Origin of the sequence: Streptomyces sp. 1331.2 (assembly GCF_900199205.1) — a bacterium.
Lineage (GTDB): Bacteria > Actinomycetota > Actinomycetes > Streptomycetales > Streptomycetaceae > Kitasatospora.
Map to the genome: position 1 here is coordinate 4,913,698 of NZ_OBMJ01000001.1, position 17,006 is coordinate 4,930,703.

General features: G+C 73.9%; 11 protein-coding genes. 4 read left to right on the forward strand and 7 right to left on the reverse strand.

Annotation, left to right across the window (positions count from 1 at the left end; all coding sequences use genetic code 11):
* The first annotated feature begins 75 nt into the window (after nt 1-75).
* Nucleotides 76-612 carry a universal stress protein gene (locus CRP52_RS21135; RefSeq protein ID WP_373560509.1) on the forward strand — a complete coding sequence of 179 codons (537 nt, stop codon included), beginning with the start codon at nt 76-78 and terminating at the stop codon, nt 610-612.
* Nucleotides 613-644: 32 nt separating this feature from the next.
* On the opposite strand, the gene CRP52_RS21140 is transcribed toward CRP52_RS21135, so the two are convergent.
* The 4 genes from CRP52_RS21140 to CRP52_RS21155 all read right to left on the reverse strand — a co-directional run bounded on the left by CRP52_RS21140 (nt 645) and on the right by CRP52_RS21155 (nt 7,185).
* Nucleotides 645-1,835 carry an acyl-CoA dehydrogenase family protein gene (locus tag CRP52_RS21140; RefSeq protein WP_097237822.1) on the reverse strand — a complete coding sequence of 397 codons (1,191 nt, stop codon included), beginning with the start codon at nt 1,833-1,835 and terminating at the stop codon, nt 645-647.
* Between the two features lie 197 nt (nt 1,836-2,032).
* Nucleotides 2,033-3,013: a hydroxymethylglutaryl-CoA lyase gene (locus CRP52_RS21145; protein WP_257032772.1), complete on the reverse strand. Its 981-nt coding sequence runs from the start codon at nt 3,011-3,013 to the stop codon at nt 2,033-2,035.
* On the reverse strand, nt 3,010-5,301 hold the full coding sequence (locus tag CRP52_RS21150; RefSeq protein ID WP_097237823.1) for an acetyl/propionyl/methylcrotonyl-CoA carboxylase subunit alpha: 2,292 nt from the start codon (nt 5,299-5,301) through the stop codon (nt 3,010-3,012). Before CRP52_RS21150 ends, CRP52_RS21145 begins: the two co-directional genes overlap by 4 nt.
* Nucleotides 5,302-5,466: 165 nt before the next feature.
* On the reverse strand, nt 5,467-7,185 hold the full coding sequence (locus CRP52_RS21155; protein WP_257032774.1) for a carboxyl transferase domain-containing protein: 1,719 nt from the start codon (nt 7,183-7,185) through the stop codon (nt 5,467-5,469).
* A 148-nt stretch (nt 7,186-7,333) separates the two neighbouring features.
* Here CRP52_RS21155 and CRP52_RS21160 point away from each other — a divergent pair, with 148 nt between their 5' ends.
* Both CRP52_RS21160 and CRP52_RS21165 read left to right on the forward strand, forming a co-directional pair.
* Nucleotides 7,334-8,035 carry an SACE_7040 family transcriptional regulator gene (locus CRP52_RS21160; protein ID WP_097240247.1) on the forward strand — a complete coding sequence of 234 codons (702 nt, stop codon included), beginning with the start codon at nt 7,334-7,336 and terminating at the stop codon, nt 8,033-8,035.
* A 305-nt stretch (nt 8,036-8,340) separates the two neighbouring features.
* The gene (locus tag CRP52_RS21165; protein WP_097237824.1) at nt 8,341-12,381 is read left to right on the forward strand and encodes an ABC transporter ATP-binding protein; all 4,041 of its coding nucleotides are present in this window, start codon (nt 8,341-8,343) and stop codon (nt 12,379-12,381) included.
* 134 nt (nt 12,382-12,515) lie between these two features.
* Here CRP52_RS21165 and CRP52_RS21170 read toward each other — a convergent pair whose 3' ends face one another.
* On the reverse strand, nt 12,516-13,481 hold the full coding sequence (locus CRP52_RS21170) for an ATP-grasp domain-containing protein (protein ID WP_097237825.1): 966 nt from the start codon (nt 13,479-13,481) through the stop codon (nt 12,516-12,518).
* Between the two features lie 115 nt (nt 13,482-13,596).
* Between CRP52_RS21170 and CRP52_RS21175 the strand changes: the two genes are divergently transcribed.
* Nucleotides 13,597-14,130, forward strand: a complete 534-nt coding sequence (locus tag CRP52_RS21175) for an NUDIX hydrolase (RefSeq protein WP_097240248.1) — start codon at nt 13,597-13,599, stop codon at nt 14,128-14,130.
* Between the two features lie 98 nt (nt 14,131-14,228).
* Here the strand turns inward: CRP52_RS21175 and CRP52_RS21180 are convergent, their stop codons facing one another.
* Nucleotides 14,229-15,479 (reverse strand): hypothetical protein, encoded by a 1,251-nt coding sequence (locus tag CRP52_RS21180; protein ID WP_097237826.1) that lies wholly within the window; start codon nt 15,477-15,479, stop codon nt 14,229-14,231.
* A 190-nt stretch (nt 15,480-15,669) separates the two neighbouring features.
* Nucleotides 15,670-16,791, reverse strand: coding sequence for an ABC transporter substrate-binding protein (locus CRP52_RS21185; RefSeq protein ID WP_257032776.1), 1,122 nt, complete (start codon nt 16,789-16,791; stop codon nt 15,670-15,672).
* Nucleotides 16,792-17,006: the final 215 nt, after the last annotated feature.

Consider the following 17,006-nt stretch of genomic DNA (forward strand, 5'->3'; position numbering starts at 1 on the left):
AGCCTCTCCCGTCGCGACCGCCCGGGGCACCGTGAGCGGCGCGGCGAGCCTCCGGCCGGCCCTGCGGGGCCTCCGGTGAGCGGCCGCCTGGGCCCGGGTGCCGAGCGTCCGGAGGCGGCCTCCGGCGCGGCCGACCCGTTCGGGCATGCCGATCCGTCCTCGCAGGACGCGTCGGCGCCGTCCCTCGACCCGGTGTTCCAGCACGGTGTGGTGGTCGGCTTCGACGGCTCGCTGTCGAGCGAGCGCGCCCTCGCCTACGCGGTCGGCATGGCGCGCCGGTCGCAGTGCGGCCTGGTGATCGTGCACGTCGCCAACCGCCTGCCCGCCACGGTCTGGGCGGGCTGTGAGCCTCCCGTCTTCGTCGACCTCCCCGACCACCGGAGCGAGGTTCTCGGCCTGGAGCTCGCCTGTGCGGACTTCCTGGCCGGGGTGCCGTGGATCCTGGTCGAGCGCGGCGGTGACATCTGCCACGAGATCGAGGAGGTCGGCCGTGAGTACGCCGCCGACGCGATCGTCGTCGGCACGACGCACGGCCTGCTCGGCAAGATCTTCGGCTCGGTCTCCGGGCGGCTGGCGCGGCGGGCCAACCGCCCGGTGATCGTGATCCCCTGACGGTTCGTCGGTCATTCCCTGGTGGGCTCGGGTCAGGACGTGACGCCCAGCTCCCGGGCGATGAGCATGCGCTGGACCTCCGACGTGCCCTCCCCGATTTCCAGGATCTTGCTGTCGCGCCAGAAACGGGCGACCGGGAATTCGTTCATGAAGCCGTACCCACCGTGGATCTGGGTCGCCTCGCGGGCGTTGTCGACGGCGGCCTCCGACGAGTACAGCTTTGCGATCGCGGCCTCCTTCTTGAACGGTTCACCGTGCAGCATCCGGGAGGCGGCGTCCCGCCAGGCCAGGCGGGAGGTGTGGGCGCGCAGCTCCATGTCGGCAAGCTTGAACTGGATGGCCTGGTTGGCGCCGATCGGCCGGCCGAAGGCCCGGCGCTCGCCGGCGTACTTCACGGATTCGTCGACGCAGCCCTGGGCCAGGCCGGTGGCCAGGGCCGCGATCGCGATGCGGCCCTCGTCGAGGATCCGCAGGAACTGGGCGTAGCCTCGGCCACGCTCGCCCAGCAGGTTGGCCGCGGGAACACGGCAGTCGGTAAAGGACAGTTCGCGGGTGTCGGACGCGTTCCACCCGACCTTCGAGTACTTCTTCGATACCTGGAACCCCGGGGTCCCGGTGGGCACGATGATGGAGGAGATTTCCCGCGTGGGCGAGCGGAATTCGCCCTCTTCACTCGAACGAGCGATCGGTTCGGTGAGCGCGGTGACGGTGACCAGACCGGTGATGTCGGTGCCGGAGTTGGTGATGAAGCACTTGGTCCCGTTGATGACCCACTCGTCGGTGGCCTCGTCGTACCGCGCGGTGGTGCGGGTGGCCCCGGCGTCCGAGCCGCCTTCCGGCTCGGTGAGGCCGAAGGCGCCGAGGAACTCGCCCGAGGTCAGCTTGGGCAGCCACTCGCGCTTCTGCTCCTCCGTGCCGAAGCGGTGGATCGGCATCGCGCCGAGCGAGACGGCGGCCTCCAGCGTGATCGCCACCGAGGAGTCGACGCGGGCGAGTTCCTCCAGGACGAGGCCGAGGGCGAGGTAGTCGCCGCCCATGCCGCCGTACTCCTCCGGGAAGGGGAGGCCGAAGAGCCCCATCCGCCCCATCTCGCGGACGATCTCGTAGGGGAACTCCTCCCGCTCGTAGAACCCGCCGATCTTCGGCGCCACCACGTCCTGGGCGAACTCGGCGACGGTGCGCCGCAGTTCCTCGTACTCGCTGCTGAGTCGGTGGTCGAGCATGGTGATCCTCCTGGGGCCCCGGCCGGGGTGGCCGCGGGCGTGAGCGGGATGACCGGCGTCCGTCTGACGGTGTGACGGTCGTACGGTCCGGTCGAGGGATGAGCGCGATGGGATGAGTGCGATGAGATGAACGTGGTGCCCGGGCGCCGACCGGACCGTACGGGCCGCGGCCGGCGCCGGAGCGGGCGCAGGGCGGGTCAGCCCCGGTCGGCGCCGAGCAGCGCCTGGACGGTGCGGGAGGGGCTCGGCCGGCCGAGGCGCGCGGCCATCCAGCCGCTGGTCGCGACCAGCGCGCGCAGGTCGACGCCGGTGTGGATGCCGAGGCCGTGCAGCATCCAGACCAGGTCCTCGGTGGCCAGGTTGCCGGTGGCGCTCTTCGCGTACGGGCAGCCGCCCAGGCCGCCGGCCGAGGCGTCCACCGTGGTGACGCCCTCGCGCAGCGCGGCCAGGGTGTTGCTGAGTGCCTGCCCGTAGGTGTCGTGGAAGTGCACGGCGAGCCGGTCGGCCGGCACCCCGGCCGAGGCGAAGCCCGTCAGCAGGGCGCTGACCTGGCCCGGGGTGGCCACGCCGATGGTGTCGCCGAGGCTCAGCTCCGAGCAGCCCATCTCCAGCAGCTGGACGCCGAAGCGGACCACCTGGTCGACCGGGACGGGCCCCTCCCAGGGATCGCCGAAGCACATCGAGAGGTAGCCGCGGACCGCGATCCCGGCTTCGACGGCCCGCGTCACGACCGGACGGAACATCGCCATGGCCTCGTCCGCCGAGCGGTTGAGGTTGCGCCGGGCGAAGGTCTCGGTGGCGCTGGCGAACACCGCGATGTCGGTGGCGTGATGGGCGAGCGCGCGGTCCAGGCCGCGCTCGTTGGGCACCAGAACCGGCAGCCGCAGGCCCGGGTGGCGCTCGGGCAGGCCGGCGAGCCGGGGCATCAGCTCCTCGGCGTCGGCCAGCTGCGGTACCCATTTCGGGTGAACGAAGCTGGTGGCCTCGACGGTGCGCAGGCCGGCCGCCGCGAGCCGGGCGATGAACTCGGCCTTGACCTCGACCGGCACCAGGGAGCTCTCGTTCTGCAGCCCGTCGCGCGGCCCGACCTCGTGGATCCGGACCTCCTCGGGCAGGCCGGGGGCGCGGACCGGGTCGGGCAGGCCCAGGTCGAGGGCGTCGGGCTCGCGGGCGGTCACGACCGCACCTCCGCGGGCTCGGCGGGAGCGGCGTCCGGTTCGGCCGGGGCGTCCCCGGCCGTGGCTTCCTCCGCCGGGGCGACCACGACCAGCAGGTCCTCCATCGCGACGGTGGCGCCCGCGGTGACCCGCAGTTCGGCCACCACGCCGTCGTGCGGCGCGGCGATCACGTGTTCCATCTTCATGGCCTCCAGCACGAGCAGGGGCTGGCCCTTGCGGACGGTCTCGCCGGCCGTGGTCTTGACGACCGTGACGGTGCCGGGCATCGGGGCGGTCAGGGCGCCGTGGTGCGCGCCGGCCCCGGCGGCGCTCTCGACGGCCGGGTCGTAGCCGTGCAGGGGCCAGGCGTCGCCCTCGACGCCGAGCCAGGTCACCGGGCCGGCGGCGAGGCCGGGGGTGGTGTCGGTGGCCAGCGAGAACGTGGTCTGCAGGCCGTCGACGGTCAGGTGCAGCCGGTCGCCCGCCAGGGTCGCGCGGGCGCGGTGCACCGCTCCGCCGTCGAGCCGGAGCTCCACCTCGCGGGTGAGCCCGACGGGATTGTCAGTGGCATCGGCTACGTTGCCGGCAGTGATCGAACGGATGCGCACCGAGACCGGGTCCTGGCCGGGGGTACGGAGTCGGTGGGTCGTCCAGGCGGGGGTGCCGCCCAGGCGCCAGCCGGAGGGAAGGGAGAAGGGGTCGGTCCAGTCGCCGGGGGCGGCGGCCGGGGTGAGTTCCAGGTGCCGTGCCAGCGCGGCCGCAAAGTAGAGGAGGTGGGAGGGCGACGGCGGTTCGGTCGCCGCGGCGTCGGTTCCGTCCCCGGGATGGGCGGGCGTCGGGGTCCCGGCCGGGGCGGTCGCGTTGGCGGGGGAGTACGGCGCGGTGAGCAGGGCCGGCAGCTGCCGGGCCGTCTGCTCCACCAGGCCGGTGTCCAGTCGGCCGGCGACGACCTCGGGGTGTGCGAGGAGCCGCCGCAGGAAGCCGGTGTTGGTGGTGACGCCCAGGATGCGGGTGTCGGCCAGCGCGGCGCGGAGCCGGCGCAGCGCGGTCGGGCGGTCGGGCCCGTACGCGATGACCTTGGCGAGCATGGGGTCGTAGGCGCTGGTGACGACGGTTCCGGGGGCGACTCCGGAGTCGACGCGGATGCCCTCGCCCCGGGGCTCGTCCAGGGTGAGGATGCGGCCGCCGGTGGGCAGGAAGTCCCGTTCCGGGTCCTCGGCGCAGATGCGGGCCTCGATGGCGTGGCCCAGGAAGGAGATGTCGGACTGGGTGAAGGTGAGCGGTTCACCGGCAGCGACGCGCAGCTGCCACTCGACCAGGTCGAGCCGGGCCGAGTCGGCGCCGACGGCGACGGCGAGCTCGGTGACGGGGTGTTCCACCTGGAGACGGGTGTTCATCTCCATGAAGAAGAAGTCCCGCACCCCCTCGGCGGCGGAGGGGGCGTCCGGGTCGATGCCGGGGACGATGAACTCCACGGTGCCGGCCCCGGTGTAGCCGCAGGACTCCGCGGCACGGACGGCCGCGGCGCCCATCGCGGCACGGGTCTCGGCATTGAGGAGAACGGAGGGAGCCTCTTCGATCAGTTTCTGGTGGCGGCGCTGGAGGCTGCACTCGCGCTCGCCGAGGTGGACGGTGGTGCCGTGGGCGTCGGCCAGCACCTGCACCTCGATGTGGCGCGGCCGGTCGACCCAGCGCTCCAGCAGCAGGGTGTCGTCGCCGAAGGCGGTGCGGGCGACGCGGCGGGCGGCGGCGATCTCGGTGGGCAGGTCGGCCCGGTCCCGCACGAGGCGCATGCCCTTGCCGCCGCCGCCGGCGGACGGCTTGAGCAGGACGGGGTAGCCGATCTCGTCGGCTGCGGCGACGAGATCCCCGTCGGTGGGCGCGCTGGCCTGGCTGCCGGGGACCACCGGGACGCCCGCGGCCCGGACGGCCTCCTTGGCGTTGATCTTGTCACCCATCAACTCGACCGCACCGGGAGGTGGTCCGATGAAGACGAGGCCCGCGTCGGCGCAGGCGCGGGCGAAGCCGGGGTTCTCGGCGAGGAAGCCGTAACCGGGGTGGACGGCCTGGGCGCCGGTGCGGCGGGCGGCGGCGAGGATCTGGTCGGTCCGCAGGTAGGTCTCGGCCGCCGAGCTGTCACTGCGGTCGGCCGGGCCGAGCCGGACCGCGACGTCCGCCTCGCGGACGTGCGGAGCGTCGGCGTCCGCGTCGCTGAACACGGCGACCGAGCGGACACCGAGCCGCCGCAGGGTGCGGATCACCCGCAGGGCGATCTCGCCGCGGTTGGCGACCAGAACTGTGTCGAACATGGGAGGCGTTCCTCCGGGTCGAGGGGAGCCGTACGAAGGAGGTGGCGGTGGGCGGTCGGCGCCGGCCCGGGGCAGGACCGGTGCCGTGGGTGTCACCCCGGTCCGTGGGTGCCACACCCGGAAGGGAGGGGGCAGGACCGGGGCAGGGGTGACACCCGGGCGGCGTCACATGCGGAAGACGCCAAACGGAGCGGGCGGTGCCAGCGGGGCGTTGGCGCAGGCGGTGAGGGCGAGACCGACGGCGGTGCGGGTGTCCATCGGGTCGATCACACCGTCGTCCCAGAGCCGGGCGGTGGCGTAGTAGGCGTTGCCCTGACGCTCGTACTGCTCGCGGACGGGGCGCTTGAACTCCTCCTCCGCCTCGGCCGGCCACTGCTCGCCGTGCGCCTCCAACTGGTCGCGGCGGACGGTGGCCAGGACGGAGGCCGCCTGCTCGCCGCCCATCACGGAGATCTTGGCGCCCGGCCACATCCACAGGAAGCGGGGCGAGTAGGCCCGGCCGCACATCGAGTAGTTGCCGGCGCCGTACGAGCCGCCGATCACCACCGTCAGCTTCGGGACGCGGGTGCAGGCGACGGCGTTGACCATCTTGGCGCCGTGCTTGGCGATGCCGCCCGCCTCGTACTGACGGCCGACCATGAACCCGGTGATGTTCTGCAGGAAGAGGAGGGGGATGCCCCGCTGGTCGCACAACTCGATGAAGTGGGCGCCCTTGACGGCCGACTCGGAGAACAGCACGCCGTTGTTGGCGACGATGCCGACGGGGTGGCCGTGGATCCGGGCGAAGCCGGTGACCAGCGTCGCGCCGTACTCGGCCTTGAACTCGGCGAAGCGGCTGCCGTCCACCAGCCGGGCGATCACCTCGCGCACGTCGTAGGGCGTGCGCGGGTCGACCGGGACGGCCCCGTACAGGCCCGCCGGGTCCACGGCGGGCGGCTCGACCGGGGCGAGCGGCCAGGGCTTGGCCGCGCGCGGGCCGAGTCCGGCGACGATCGTGCGGACGATCGAGAGGGCGTGGGCGTCGTCCTCGGCCAGGTGGTCCGTCACGCCCGAGGTGCGGGAGTGCAGGTCGCCGCCGCCCAGCTCCTCGGCGGTGACCACCTCGCCGGTGGCGGCCTTCACCAGCGGCGGCCCGCCCAGGAAGATCGTGCCCTGGTTGCGGACGATCACGGCCTGGTCGCTCATCGCCGGGACGTACGCGCCGCCGGCCGTGCACGAACCGAGCACGGCGGCGATCTGCGGGATGCCCGCGGCGGAGAGCCTGGCCTGGTTGTAGAAGATCCGCCCGAAGTGGTCGCGGTCCGGGAAGACCTCGTCCTGCATCGGGAGGAAGGCGCCGCCGGAGTCCACCAGGTAGATGCAGGGCAGCCGGTTCTCCAGCGCGACCTCCTGGGCGCGCAGGTGCTTCTTCACCGTCATCGGGTAGTAGGTGCCGCCCTTGACGGTGGCGTCGTTGGCGACCACCACCACCTCGCGTCCGGCGACCCGGCCGATGCCGGCGATCACACCGGCCGCCGGCGCCGCCCCGTCGTACATCCCGTCGGCGGCCAGCGGGGCCAGCTCCAGGAAGGGCGAGGCCGGGTCGAGCAGGGTGTCCACCCGGTCGCGGGGGAGGAGCTTGCCGCGCGAGGTGTGCCGGGCGCGGGCCTTGGCGCCACCGCCCAGAGCGGCCGCGTCGAGCTTCGCCCGCAGTTCGGCCACCAGCGCCCGGTGCGCCTCGGCGTTGGCGAGGTAGGCCGCCGAGCCGGGGTCGACGGAGGTGCCGAGCCGGGGTGCCGGCGCGGCCGCTGCGGGCGTTACGGCACCCGCCGCTGCGCCGTTCGCCGCGCCGTTCACTGGGCTGAGCCGGGCGCCGGTGGCTGCGCCGACGGTTGAGATGACCATTCCCAAGAGCTCCCTTGCCCTCGGCACCGAGTGGGCGGCCCCGCTGCCGTGCCGGCCGCCGGTGCGCCCATGGAGTCCCACGTTAATTAACGTTAACTTACGCCGCCCAGGTTAACGGTCGATAACCCGACTGTCTACGATGGGCAGCATGCCGAACGTCCCCACAGCCTCCGCGCTCCCACGCCGCGACCAGATCCGCCGGGAGGCCGCGCGGCTGTTCGCCGCCCGGGGCTTCCTCGGCGTCGGCGTGGACGAGATCGGCAAGGCCGTCGGGATCAGCGGCCCCGGGCTCTACCGCCACTTCGCCGGCAAGGACGCGATGCTCGCCGACTTGCTGATCGGCATCAGCGAGCGCCTGTTGGAGGAGGGGCGTCGCCGGGCGGGCGGTGGCGACGGCCCGGCCGCAGCCTTGGACGCGCTGATCGGCGGCCACGTCGACTTCGCCCTGAACGACCGCGACCTGATCACCCTGCACGACCGCGAGCTGCTGAACCTCAAGGAGGAGGACCGCCGCACCGTCCGTCGGCTCCAGCGCGGCTACGTCGAGCTGTGGGTGGAGGTGGTGCGGCAGGCCTACCCGCCGCTGGCCGACCCCGCCGCCGAGCCGGTGGCCCGGGCCGCCGTGCACGCCGTTTTCGGTCTGATCAACTCGACCCCGCACAGCCTCGGCTCGAACCCCGGCCAGGGCGAGCGCTCGGGGCTCCAGCGCGACGGCATGGCCACGCTGCTGCACACCCTCGCCCACGGCGCGTTCGCCGCTGCCGCCAACGCGGCGTCGACCGGCGGGGCGTCGACCGGAGCGGCATCGGCGGGCTCGGCGTCGACCGGCTCGGCGTCCGCGGGCGTCTGAGTCCGGTCTGCCCCTGCCCGTCCGGGATCGTTCTCCCGCTCTTTCCGGAGTCCTAGGCCCAAAGGACGGCCTCTGCCCGCCCCCGGCCGCTGGGCGTTCGGCGGCTGGTCGGCGACTCTGGAGGCGGGCGGCGGTCGACGGGTGTCGCGCGGGGGGCGGGTGGTTCGATCGGGAATCACCACAGGCCGCAGGCTGTTGGCCAGTCCGCCGGACCGGACGATCCGGGCCGTTCCGGGCCGCCCCGAATCCACCGGGGCCGGAAACGCCGTGGCGGCCACCCGACGAAATGGTTAGCATCCCTAAATATGCCTGAGACTCACGGATCCACGGTGGAGCAATCCCCGAGCGGCCCACCGGCCCCCGGCTCGACCCCGGCGGCCGGGCACGCGGCTGCCGAGCAGAGCGGCGCCAGCCATACGGGCGGGGGCCAGACGGACGCCGACCAGACGGACGCCAGCCGCGCAGGCTGGCTGCGCCGCCTGGTCGGTTACAGCTGGCGGTCCCGCCGGAGCCTGCTGTTCGCGTTCGGCGCCTCGCTCCTCGGCATGGCCGTCACCGCGCTGGTGCCGCTGGTCACCAAGCTGATCATCGACGACGTCATCGTCGCCCACACCCGCTCGCTGACCCCCTGGGCGGTGGTGCTGCTGCTGGCCGCCGTCGTGGTCTTCGGCTGCACCCAGGTCCGTCGCTACTACGGCGGTCAGCTGGCTCTCGACGTCCAGCACGACATGCGCAGCGACCTGTTCCGCTCGCTCGGCCGGCTCGACGGCCACCGCCAGGACCGGCTGGACACCGGTCAGGTGGTCGGGCGCGCGACCTCCGACCTCCAGCTGGTCAACGGCCTGCTCTCGATGCTGCCGATGATGACCGGCTACCTGCTGATGTTCGTCATGTCGCTGGTCGTGATGGTCTGGCTGTCCCCGCCGCTCACCCTGGTCGCGCTGGTCATGGCTCCCGCGCTGTGGTGGGTCTCGGTGCTCAGCCGCAAGCGCCTGTTCCCGGCCACCTGGGCCGCCCAGCAGGAGGCGGCCGCCGTCGCCGGCGTGGTGGACGGCGCGATCGGCGGCGTCCGGGTGGTCAAGGGCTTCGGCCAGGAGGCCCAGGAAGTGGACAAGCTGGAGCGGGCCTCCCAGAACCTGTTCGCCGCCCGGCTCCGGTCGATCCGGCTCAACGCCCGCTACAACCCGGCCATGCAGGCGATCCCGGCCCTGGCCCAGGTCGCCGTCCTGGCCTTCGGCGGCTGGCTGGCCGTCGACGGCCAGGTCTCGCTCGGGACCTTCGTCGCCTTCTCCACCTACGTGGCGCAGATGACCGGCCCGGTGCGGATGCTGACCATGGTCATCACGGTCGGCCAGCAGGCCCGGGCGGGCGTGGAACGCGTCCTGCAGCTGGTCGACGAACGCCCGGTGGTCCAGGAACGCCCCGACGCGCACACCCTGGACCTCGACCTCCCGTGCGAGGACACCGGGAAGGACACCCCTGCGCAGGACAGCACGACCGACGCAACCACCCCGCAGGGAGCCACCCCGTACGGCAGCCCCGTCGGCCCCCGGACCCTCGACGTCGCCCTGGAGTTCGACCGGGTCGAGTTCCGCTACGACCCCGAGCACCCCGCCCCCGTCCTGCACGGCCTGAGCCTGAAGCTGGCCCCCGGCGAGACGCTCGCCCTGGTCGGGGCCTCCGGCTCCGGCAAGTCGACGGTGGCCCAGCTGGTGCCCCGGTTCTACGATCCGGCCGCCGGGACCGTCCGCCTCTACGGTCACGACCTGCGCGAGCTCACCCTGGACTCGGTCCGTGCGGCGGTCGGCATCGTCCCCGAGGAGAGCTTCCTCTTCTCCGAGTCGGTCCGCACCAACATCGCCTACGGCCGTCCGGACGCCACCGACGAGCAGATCGTCGCCGCCGCCCGCGCCGCGCAGGCCGACGAGTTCGTCCGCGCCCTCCCGGACGGCTACGAGACCAAGGTCGGCGAGCAGGGCCTGACCCTCTCCGGCGGGCAGCGCCAGCGAATCGCCCTGGCCCGGGCGATCCTCACCGACCCCCGGATCCTGCTGCTCGACGACGCCACCTCGGCCGTGGACCCGCAGGTCGAGGCGGAGATCCACGACGCGCTGCGCTCGGTGATGACCGGCCGCACCACGCTGCTGATCGCCCACCGCCGTTCGACGCTCCAGCTCGCCGACCGGATCGCCGTCCTGGAGCGCGGCCGCCTGCTGGACATCGGGACACACGAGGAACTCGAAGCCCGATGTCCCCAGTACCGGGCCCTGATCACCGACCCCGAGGCGGGACGCACCGTCCTGCACCCGGCGCCCGGGACGCCGACCGAGGCGAATGCCGAGCCCCGAACCGGTTCCCCGTCCTCCCCGTCCCCGTCCTCCTCGCCCGCCGGGCCGAGGCCGGACTCCGCCGCCCCCACCCCGGACCTCCCCACCCCGGTCCTCCCGGTCCCCGACCTCCCCACCCCCGCCCTGACCAAGGCCGCCCGCACCGCCGACCCCGACCTGCTGGCCAAGGTCGCCGCCCTCCCGCCCGCCACCGACACCCCGGCCGTCCCCCGCGCCGAGGCCGAGGCCGGAGACCCCGACTTCACCCTGCGCCGCCTGCTGCGCCCCTTCCGCGTCCCGCTGCTCATCGCCCTCCTGCTGGTCGCCCTGGATGCCGGGTCCGGCCTGGTCCTGCCGGTGCTGATCCGGCACGGCATCGACGAGGGCGTCCGCAAGGGCCTGATGTCCGGTGTCGCGGTGGCCGCGCTCACCGCGCTGGTCGTGGTCCTGCTGGACTGGCTGGTGCAGGGCGCCGAGAACCGGGTCAGCGGCCGCACTGGTGAGCGGGTCCTCTACACGCTCCGGCTCAAGATCTTCGCCCACCTCAACCGGCTCGGCCTGGACTACTACGAGCGCGAGCTGACCGGTCGGATCATGACCCGGATGACCACCGACCTGGACTCCCTGACGTCCTTCCTGCAGACCGGCATGGTCACCGCCGTGGTCAGCCTGCTGACCTTCGCCGGGATCTTCGCCGCCCTGCTGATCATCGACGCCGGCCTGGCCCTGGTGGTCTTCGCCGTGCTGCCGCTGCTGGTGATCGCCACGCTGGTGTTCCGCAGGAAGTCCAGGGACCAGTACGAGCGCTCCCGCGACCTGATCAGCGTCGTCAACGCCGACCTGCAGGAGAACGTGGCCGGCATGCGGATCGTCCAGGCCTTCCGCCGCCTGGACACCAACACCGACCGCTTCGTGGCGCGCGGCATCGCCTACCGCGAGGCCCGGGTCCGCGCACAGCTGTACATCTCGCTGTACTTCCCCTTCGTGCAGTTCCTCTCCAGCGTGGCCGCCGCGCTGGTGCTGATCGTCGGTGCCGCCCGGGTCGACGCCGGGACGCTGACGGTCGGCGCGCTGGTCGCGTACCTGCTCTACATCGACCTGTTCTTCGCGCCGGTCAACCAGCTGTCCCAGGTCTTCGACGGCTACCAGCAGGCCTCCGTGGGCCTCGGCCGGATCCGCGAGCTGCTGCGCACCCCGACCACCACGGCCGAGGCGGCCGACCCGGTCCCGGTGGCCAAGGGGCTGCGCGGCGAGATCAGCTTCGAGGGGGTCGGCTTCGCCTACAACGGCGGCGCCGACGGCGCCCCGAACGTGCTGACCGGAGTGGACCTGCACATCCCGGCGGGGCAGACGGTGGCACTGGTCGGTGAGACCGGCGCCGGAAAGTCGACGCTGGTGAAGCTCGTCGCCCGGTTCTACGACGCGACGCAGGGCACCGTCCGGGTGGACGGGGTCGACCTCGCCCGCTACGACCTGGCGCAGTACCGGCACCGCCTGGGCGTGGTGCCGCAGGAGGCGTACCTGTTCGCGGGCACGATCCGCGAGGCGATCGCGTACGGCCGGCCGGAGGCCTCGGCGGCCGAGGTCGAGGCGGCGGCCCGGGCGGTCGGCGCGCACGACATGATCGTCCGGCTGTCCGGCGGCTACGACCACGAGGTGGCGGGCCGCGGGCGCAACCTGTCGGCGGGTCAGCGCCAGCTGATCGCGCTGGCCCGGGCCGAACTGGTCGACCCGGACATCCTGCTGCTCGACGAGGCCACCGCGGCGCTCGACCTGGCCACCGAGGCGGCGGTCAACCAGGCCGCGGACCGGCTCAGCGGCGGCCGTACCACCCTGGTCATCGCCCACCGGCTGACCACCGCCGAGCGCGCCGACCGGGTGATCGTGCTGGACCACGGCCGGGTGGTCGAGGACGGCACCCACACCGAACTGCTCGCCCGGGGCGGGACGTACGCCCGGCTCTGGCAGGCGTTCATCGCGGACGGCCACCCGGCGGTCGAGACCGTCGCCGCCGGGTAGGGCGCGGGGCCGCACGCTGCCGGGCGGGCCGCGGACCGCTACCCGACCGGCGCCGCCCCGTACCGCGCCGCCCGTCGGGCCCACGATCGCCGTCGGGCGGCTCGGGTGGCACGGGCGGGCCAGGGAAGCGCAGCTCAGGCGGCGATCAGCGAGGACAGCAGGCCGGACGGGTCGATCCCGTGTGGCAGTTCGCTGACCTGCCCGTCCCCGACCTCGACCACCCGCCAGCCGGAGCCGTCGGCCCGGCTGGCGAGGTCGGTGGTGACGAAGCGGCAGCCGAGCGTCCGGACCAGCGCCCGGACCTCGGTGAGGTCGGGATCGACCGTCCGGTGCGGGGCGTCCGGGTGCGGCCCGACCAGGACCGGCCGACCGTCCAACCACCACACCCGCGCCTCCACGGCCCGCCCGCCCGCACCCTGCGCGTCCGAGGCATCCGAGGCATCCGAGGCGTCCGGAGCGCCCGAAGCGTCCGCAGCGCCAGCCCCGCCGCCGGCGCCCTCGAACTCCTCGTACCGCCGCAGCACCACCCCGCCGGCCAGGAACTCGCCCTGCAGCTCGACGAACCGTTCCACCACCCGTCCGACCGCCGCAAGGTCAGCCAACTCGGGCACGAAGCAGGCCTCGTGCCACTCGTGCTTGCGCGACTTCACGTAGTCCTTGACGATCGCCGGCCCGCTCCCGCCGAGCCGGGCCGCGGCCGCCGCCAGCTCCTGCGGTCCGGGTGCCGCCGTCCCGTCGGAGGGGATCCACGCGCTGGCCGGGGTCGCCCCCTCGAACACGCCGTACCAGCCGGGCAGTTCGTGTGCCGCTGCGTACCCGGGCGGGCTGGTCAGCAGGTTGCCGCCACGGGCGGCGAGCGCGGCGGCGAACTCGGCGTACCGGGCACAGGGGAGCATCCAACCCCGGTACCAGAGCGGGCCGCTGTCCTGCGGCACGCGTCGCACCGCCTCCTCGGCCCGGCCGGAGAGCAGCGCGTCATGGTCGACCAGGTGGTGATCGCCGCCCAACTCCCGCAGCAGCCGGGCCTCCCAGGCGAAGTGCGGGTCGGGCCGGCGCGGGTTGAGCGGATCGGCGGGGAAGATGATCGCGGGTACGGGCATGGCCGTCAGGGTACGGCCCGCGAACCCGTCGGGCGCCCGTCGGACGCCGGACCCGCCGCGGGTCTCCGCGACGAATCCGCTCGACGCCCCGGGCGGCCGCTGCGAGAGTGACCCGATGCGAAATCTGCTGCGTCCCCGCAAGCGCGTACCCCGGCAGGCCGCCCGCACGGTGGTCCTGGACGACAACGGCTCGGTGTTCCTGCTGCGTTCGGACAACGACGAGGTCGGCGTCCACTGGACCATGCCGGGCGGCGGACTGGACCCGGGCGAGTCCCCGTGGGAGGGCGCCCGGCGCGAGCTCTGGGAGGAGACCGGCTGGACCGACCTCGAACCCGGCCCGCTGCTCTGCACCTGGGAACACGACTTCACCTGGCACGGCACCCCGGTGCGCCAGCACGAGCACATCTACCTCACCCGCGGACCGTACCGCGGTCCGGTCGGGGACGTCAGCGCGGTGCACGCCGTGGACCGCATCCTCGACTGGCGCTGGTGGACCCCGGCCGACCTCGCCGACGAGAACGCCGACGCGCTCTGGCCGCCCCGACTGCCGGAGCTGCTGGACGCCGTCCGCGCGGGCTGGGCGGTCGACGGACGCCCACCGGTGCCCGTCGCGCTCGGGTACATCCCGAACACCCCGGCCGTCCGCTGACCGCTGACTGCTGGCCGCTGACTGCTGGCCGCTGACCGTCGACCGCTGACCGTCGTCCGCCCGCCGCTGACCGCCGTCCGCCGGCCGAAGGAGCCGCCCTAGGGACGCCCGGCGCGTCGGGCGCGCCCGGTCGGACCGGGCTCCCAGCCGTGCAGGTCCAGTTCGCGGTCGTGCAGCGCACTGGGGTTCATCAGCACCGTCAGCCGGCTGCCGGCGAGTTGCTCGTAGCGGAGCCCGGTCGCGGACAGCAGTTGCTCGGTCGGAACGGACACGGCGATGGCGGGGCGCCAGGAGGGCAGCACCACCAGGCTGGTGCCCCGCCCGACCCGGATCGGCTCGGCCGAAACCCGGACCGGCGCGCGCTCCTCCGGCCGGCCGACGGCCTCGGGCTGGCCGGGGCTGCCGCCGATCAGGATGCCGAGCGGCGGTTCGGCCCGGGAGGCCTCGGCGTCGGGGGCGACCGCGGCGGCACCGGTCCCGGCCCCGTACGGCGCCTGATCCGCCACCCTCCCCGGCGCACCGGCGAGTTCACCCGCCCAAGTGACGGCGGACCGCGGTCCAGCCCCGGTGGGGCCGGTCGCGGCCGTCTCCCGTGCGGTCGCCTCCTGCCCGGTCGGGGCGGTCTGCGGGTGCATCCGGCGCAGTCGGCGCGAGGGTGACGGCCGCCGGGATCCCAGGGGCCGGAGCTCCTCGCGCGCCGTACGCGGTGCCGGTACGGACGGTCCGGCCACCGGCGGCGGCACGGTGGACGGCTGGAACCGGACGAAGCCGACGCCGGGGCTGTTCCCGGCTCCGCTCCCGCCTCCGGCCTCCGCAGCTACCCCGGGCAGCGCGGGCAGTTCGGGAAGCTCGGCTTCCTCGCCGAGCAGTTCCCGTACCTCCGCGACCGGCCGCCGGCACGCGTCCGCCAGCTCCGTGACCGAACGGCCCTGGGCACGTGCGGCGCGCAGCCGTTCGGCGAACGCTGCCCGCAAGCGCGCCGCGGTCGGACCGCCGTCCGCCGCCAGGCCTTCGGCCGCCCCAGCCGAGACCGCGTCCGTGCCCGAGCCCGCACCGGAGCCCGTACCCGGTTCCGCTGCGCCCGTCGTCCTGGCGAGCCCGCGGGTCTCCGCGTCGTCCTTGCTGCGCGGCTGTGGCACCGAGTCGTGGCGGGAGGCGCAGCCCTGGCGGATCACCCCGTCGGAGGGGCCGGGCGCGGCCGGTCCGGCCTCGGCGGCGGTCGCGATCGAGCAGACCGGGCCGGGCACAGCCGTCGGCCCGGAGACGGCGGGCGGGGGCGAGGACCCGGCGTTGTCCCCGGGCGGGCCGGGCACGGAGGGGTCGGTCGGGGCGGGGTGGAGCGAGGTCATCGGCGGGCCCTTCGGGGGACGGTCCCGACGATCCTGCCGCACCGCGCGATCAGCTCCAAGCGTCGAACCCGGCGGTGAGCGCCGGACCACCGCCATGGACCCCGCCATGGACCCCCGCCATGGACCCCCGCCATGGACCCCCACCGGGGAACACCGCCGCACCACCGGCGGCCACCGAGCGGCCGCCGGATCAACTCCCGGCGGCGACGAACCCCTTGAGGTCGGCGAGCACCGCGTTTGCCGCCATGACCCCGAGCCCGAGGAACCAGGTCTCGTCCGAAACCGGCCGGGCCTGACCGGACTTGACCGCACCGAGCGTCTTCCAGAGCGCGCCGCCCAGGACCGCGTCCTGGTTGGTCGAGCTGGGGCTGCCGTACACGCCGTAGAAGATCCAGTCGGCGTCGGCCTTGTCGATCTGCTCCGGGCTGACCTCCACCGCGAGTTCCCTGACCTGCTCGATCTTGGGCTGCGGCAGCGGCACGTCGGTGAGGATGGTGCCGATGAAGGAGAGTTCGGCGTAGAGCCGGGTCCGGCCCGGCATGAAGCGCAGCGGCGTGATGGCGGGCCGCTTGTCGCCGAGCCCGGCGCCGATCGCGGAGGCCGCGGCCTGGTACGCGTCCAACTGCGCCTTGGCCTCGGCCTCCAGGCCGAAGGTGCTCGCGTTGAGCAGGAAGTTCTGCTTCCACGGGTAGCCCGGGCGCAGCGAGAAGACGGTCGGCGCGATCTTGGACAGCTGCGCGTACTGGTCCTGGGCGCGCAGCTGGCTGCCGAGGATCAGGTCCGGCTTGAGGGCGGCGATCGCCTCCAGGTTGAGGCTGTTGGTGGTGCCGACGGCGGCCGGGTTGCCGGCCTTGTCCTTGAGGTAGGACGGCATGGACTTGGAGGCGTCGGTGTGGACGACGCCGACCGGCTGGATGCCGAGTGCGACGACGTTGTCGAGTTCGCCGGTGTCCAGCACCACGACCCGGGTGGGCTTGGCGGGGATGACGGTCTCGCCCATCGCGTGCTTGACCGTGCGCGGGTAGACGCCGGGGGCGGCGTCGGTGCCGAAGCCCTTCATCTTCTCGATCACGGTGGCGTAGTCGTCGCCGCCCTGTTTGACCGACTTCTGGTCGGGCGTGGAGCCGCCGCCGGCGGCCGACCCGCCGCTGCCGCCCGACCGGCCCGACCCACCCGAGTCGCCGGAGCTGCCGCAGGCGGTGAGCAGTCCGCCGAGGCCGAGCACCGCCCCGCCGGCGATCCCGGCGGTGAGGAACCTGCGGCGGCCGGTGGTGCGGGTGGCGAGGGCCAGGTCGTCGGGGGTGGGGGCCACGCGACGCTCCTTCGTGGGTCGGCGGATCAGCGTCCATCAAACTTAGGTGAGGCAAACCTATCTCGATGGAGCCGTGCCGGGTATCTGGGACCCTGCCTGACCATGAGACCCCCACCGACGCCTGGCCCCGACTACGACAGCGGCGCGGAGGACTGACGTACGCTTGCCCGCATGAAGCGCTTCGTGGGCCTGAGCTGGTGGCCGTCCTAGGACGG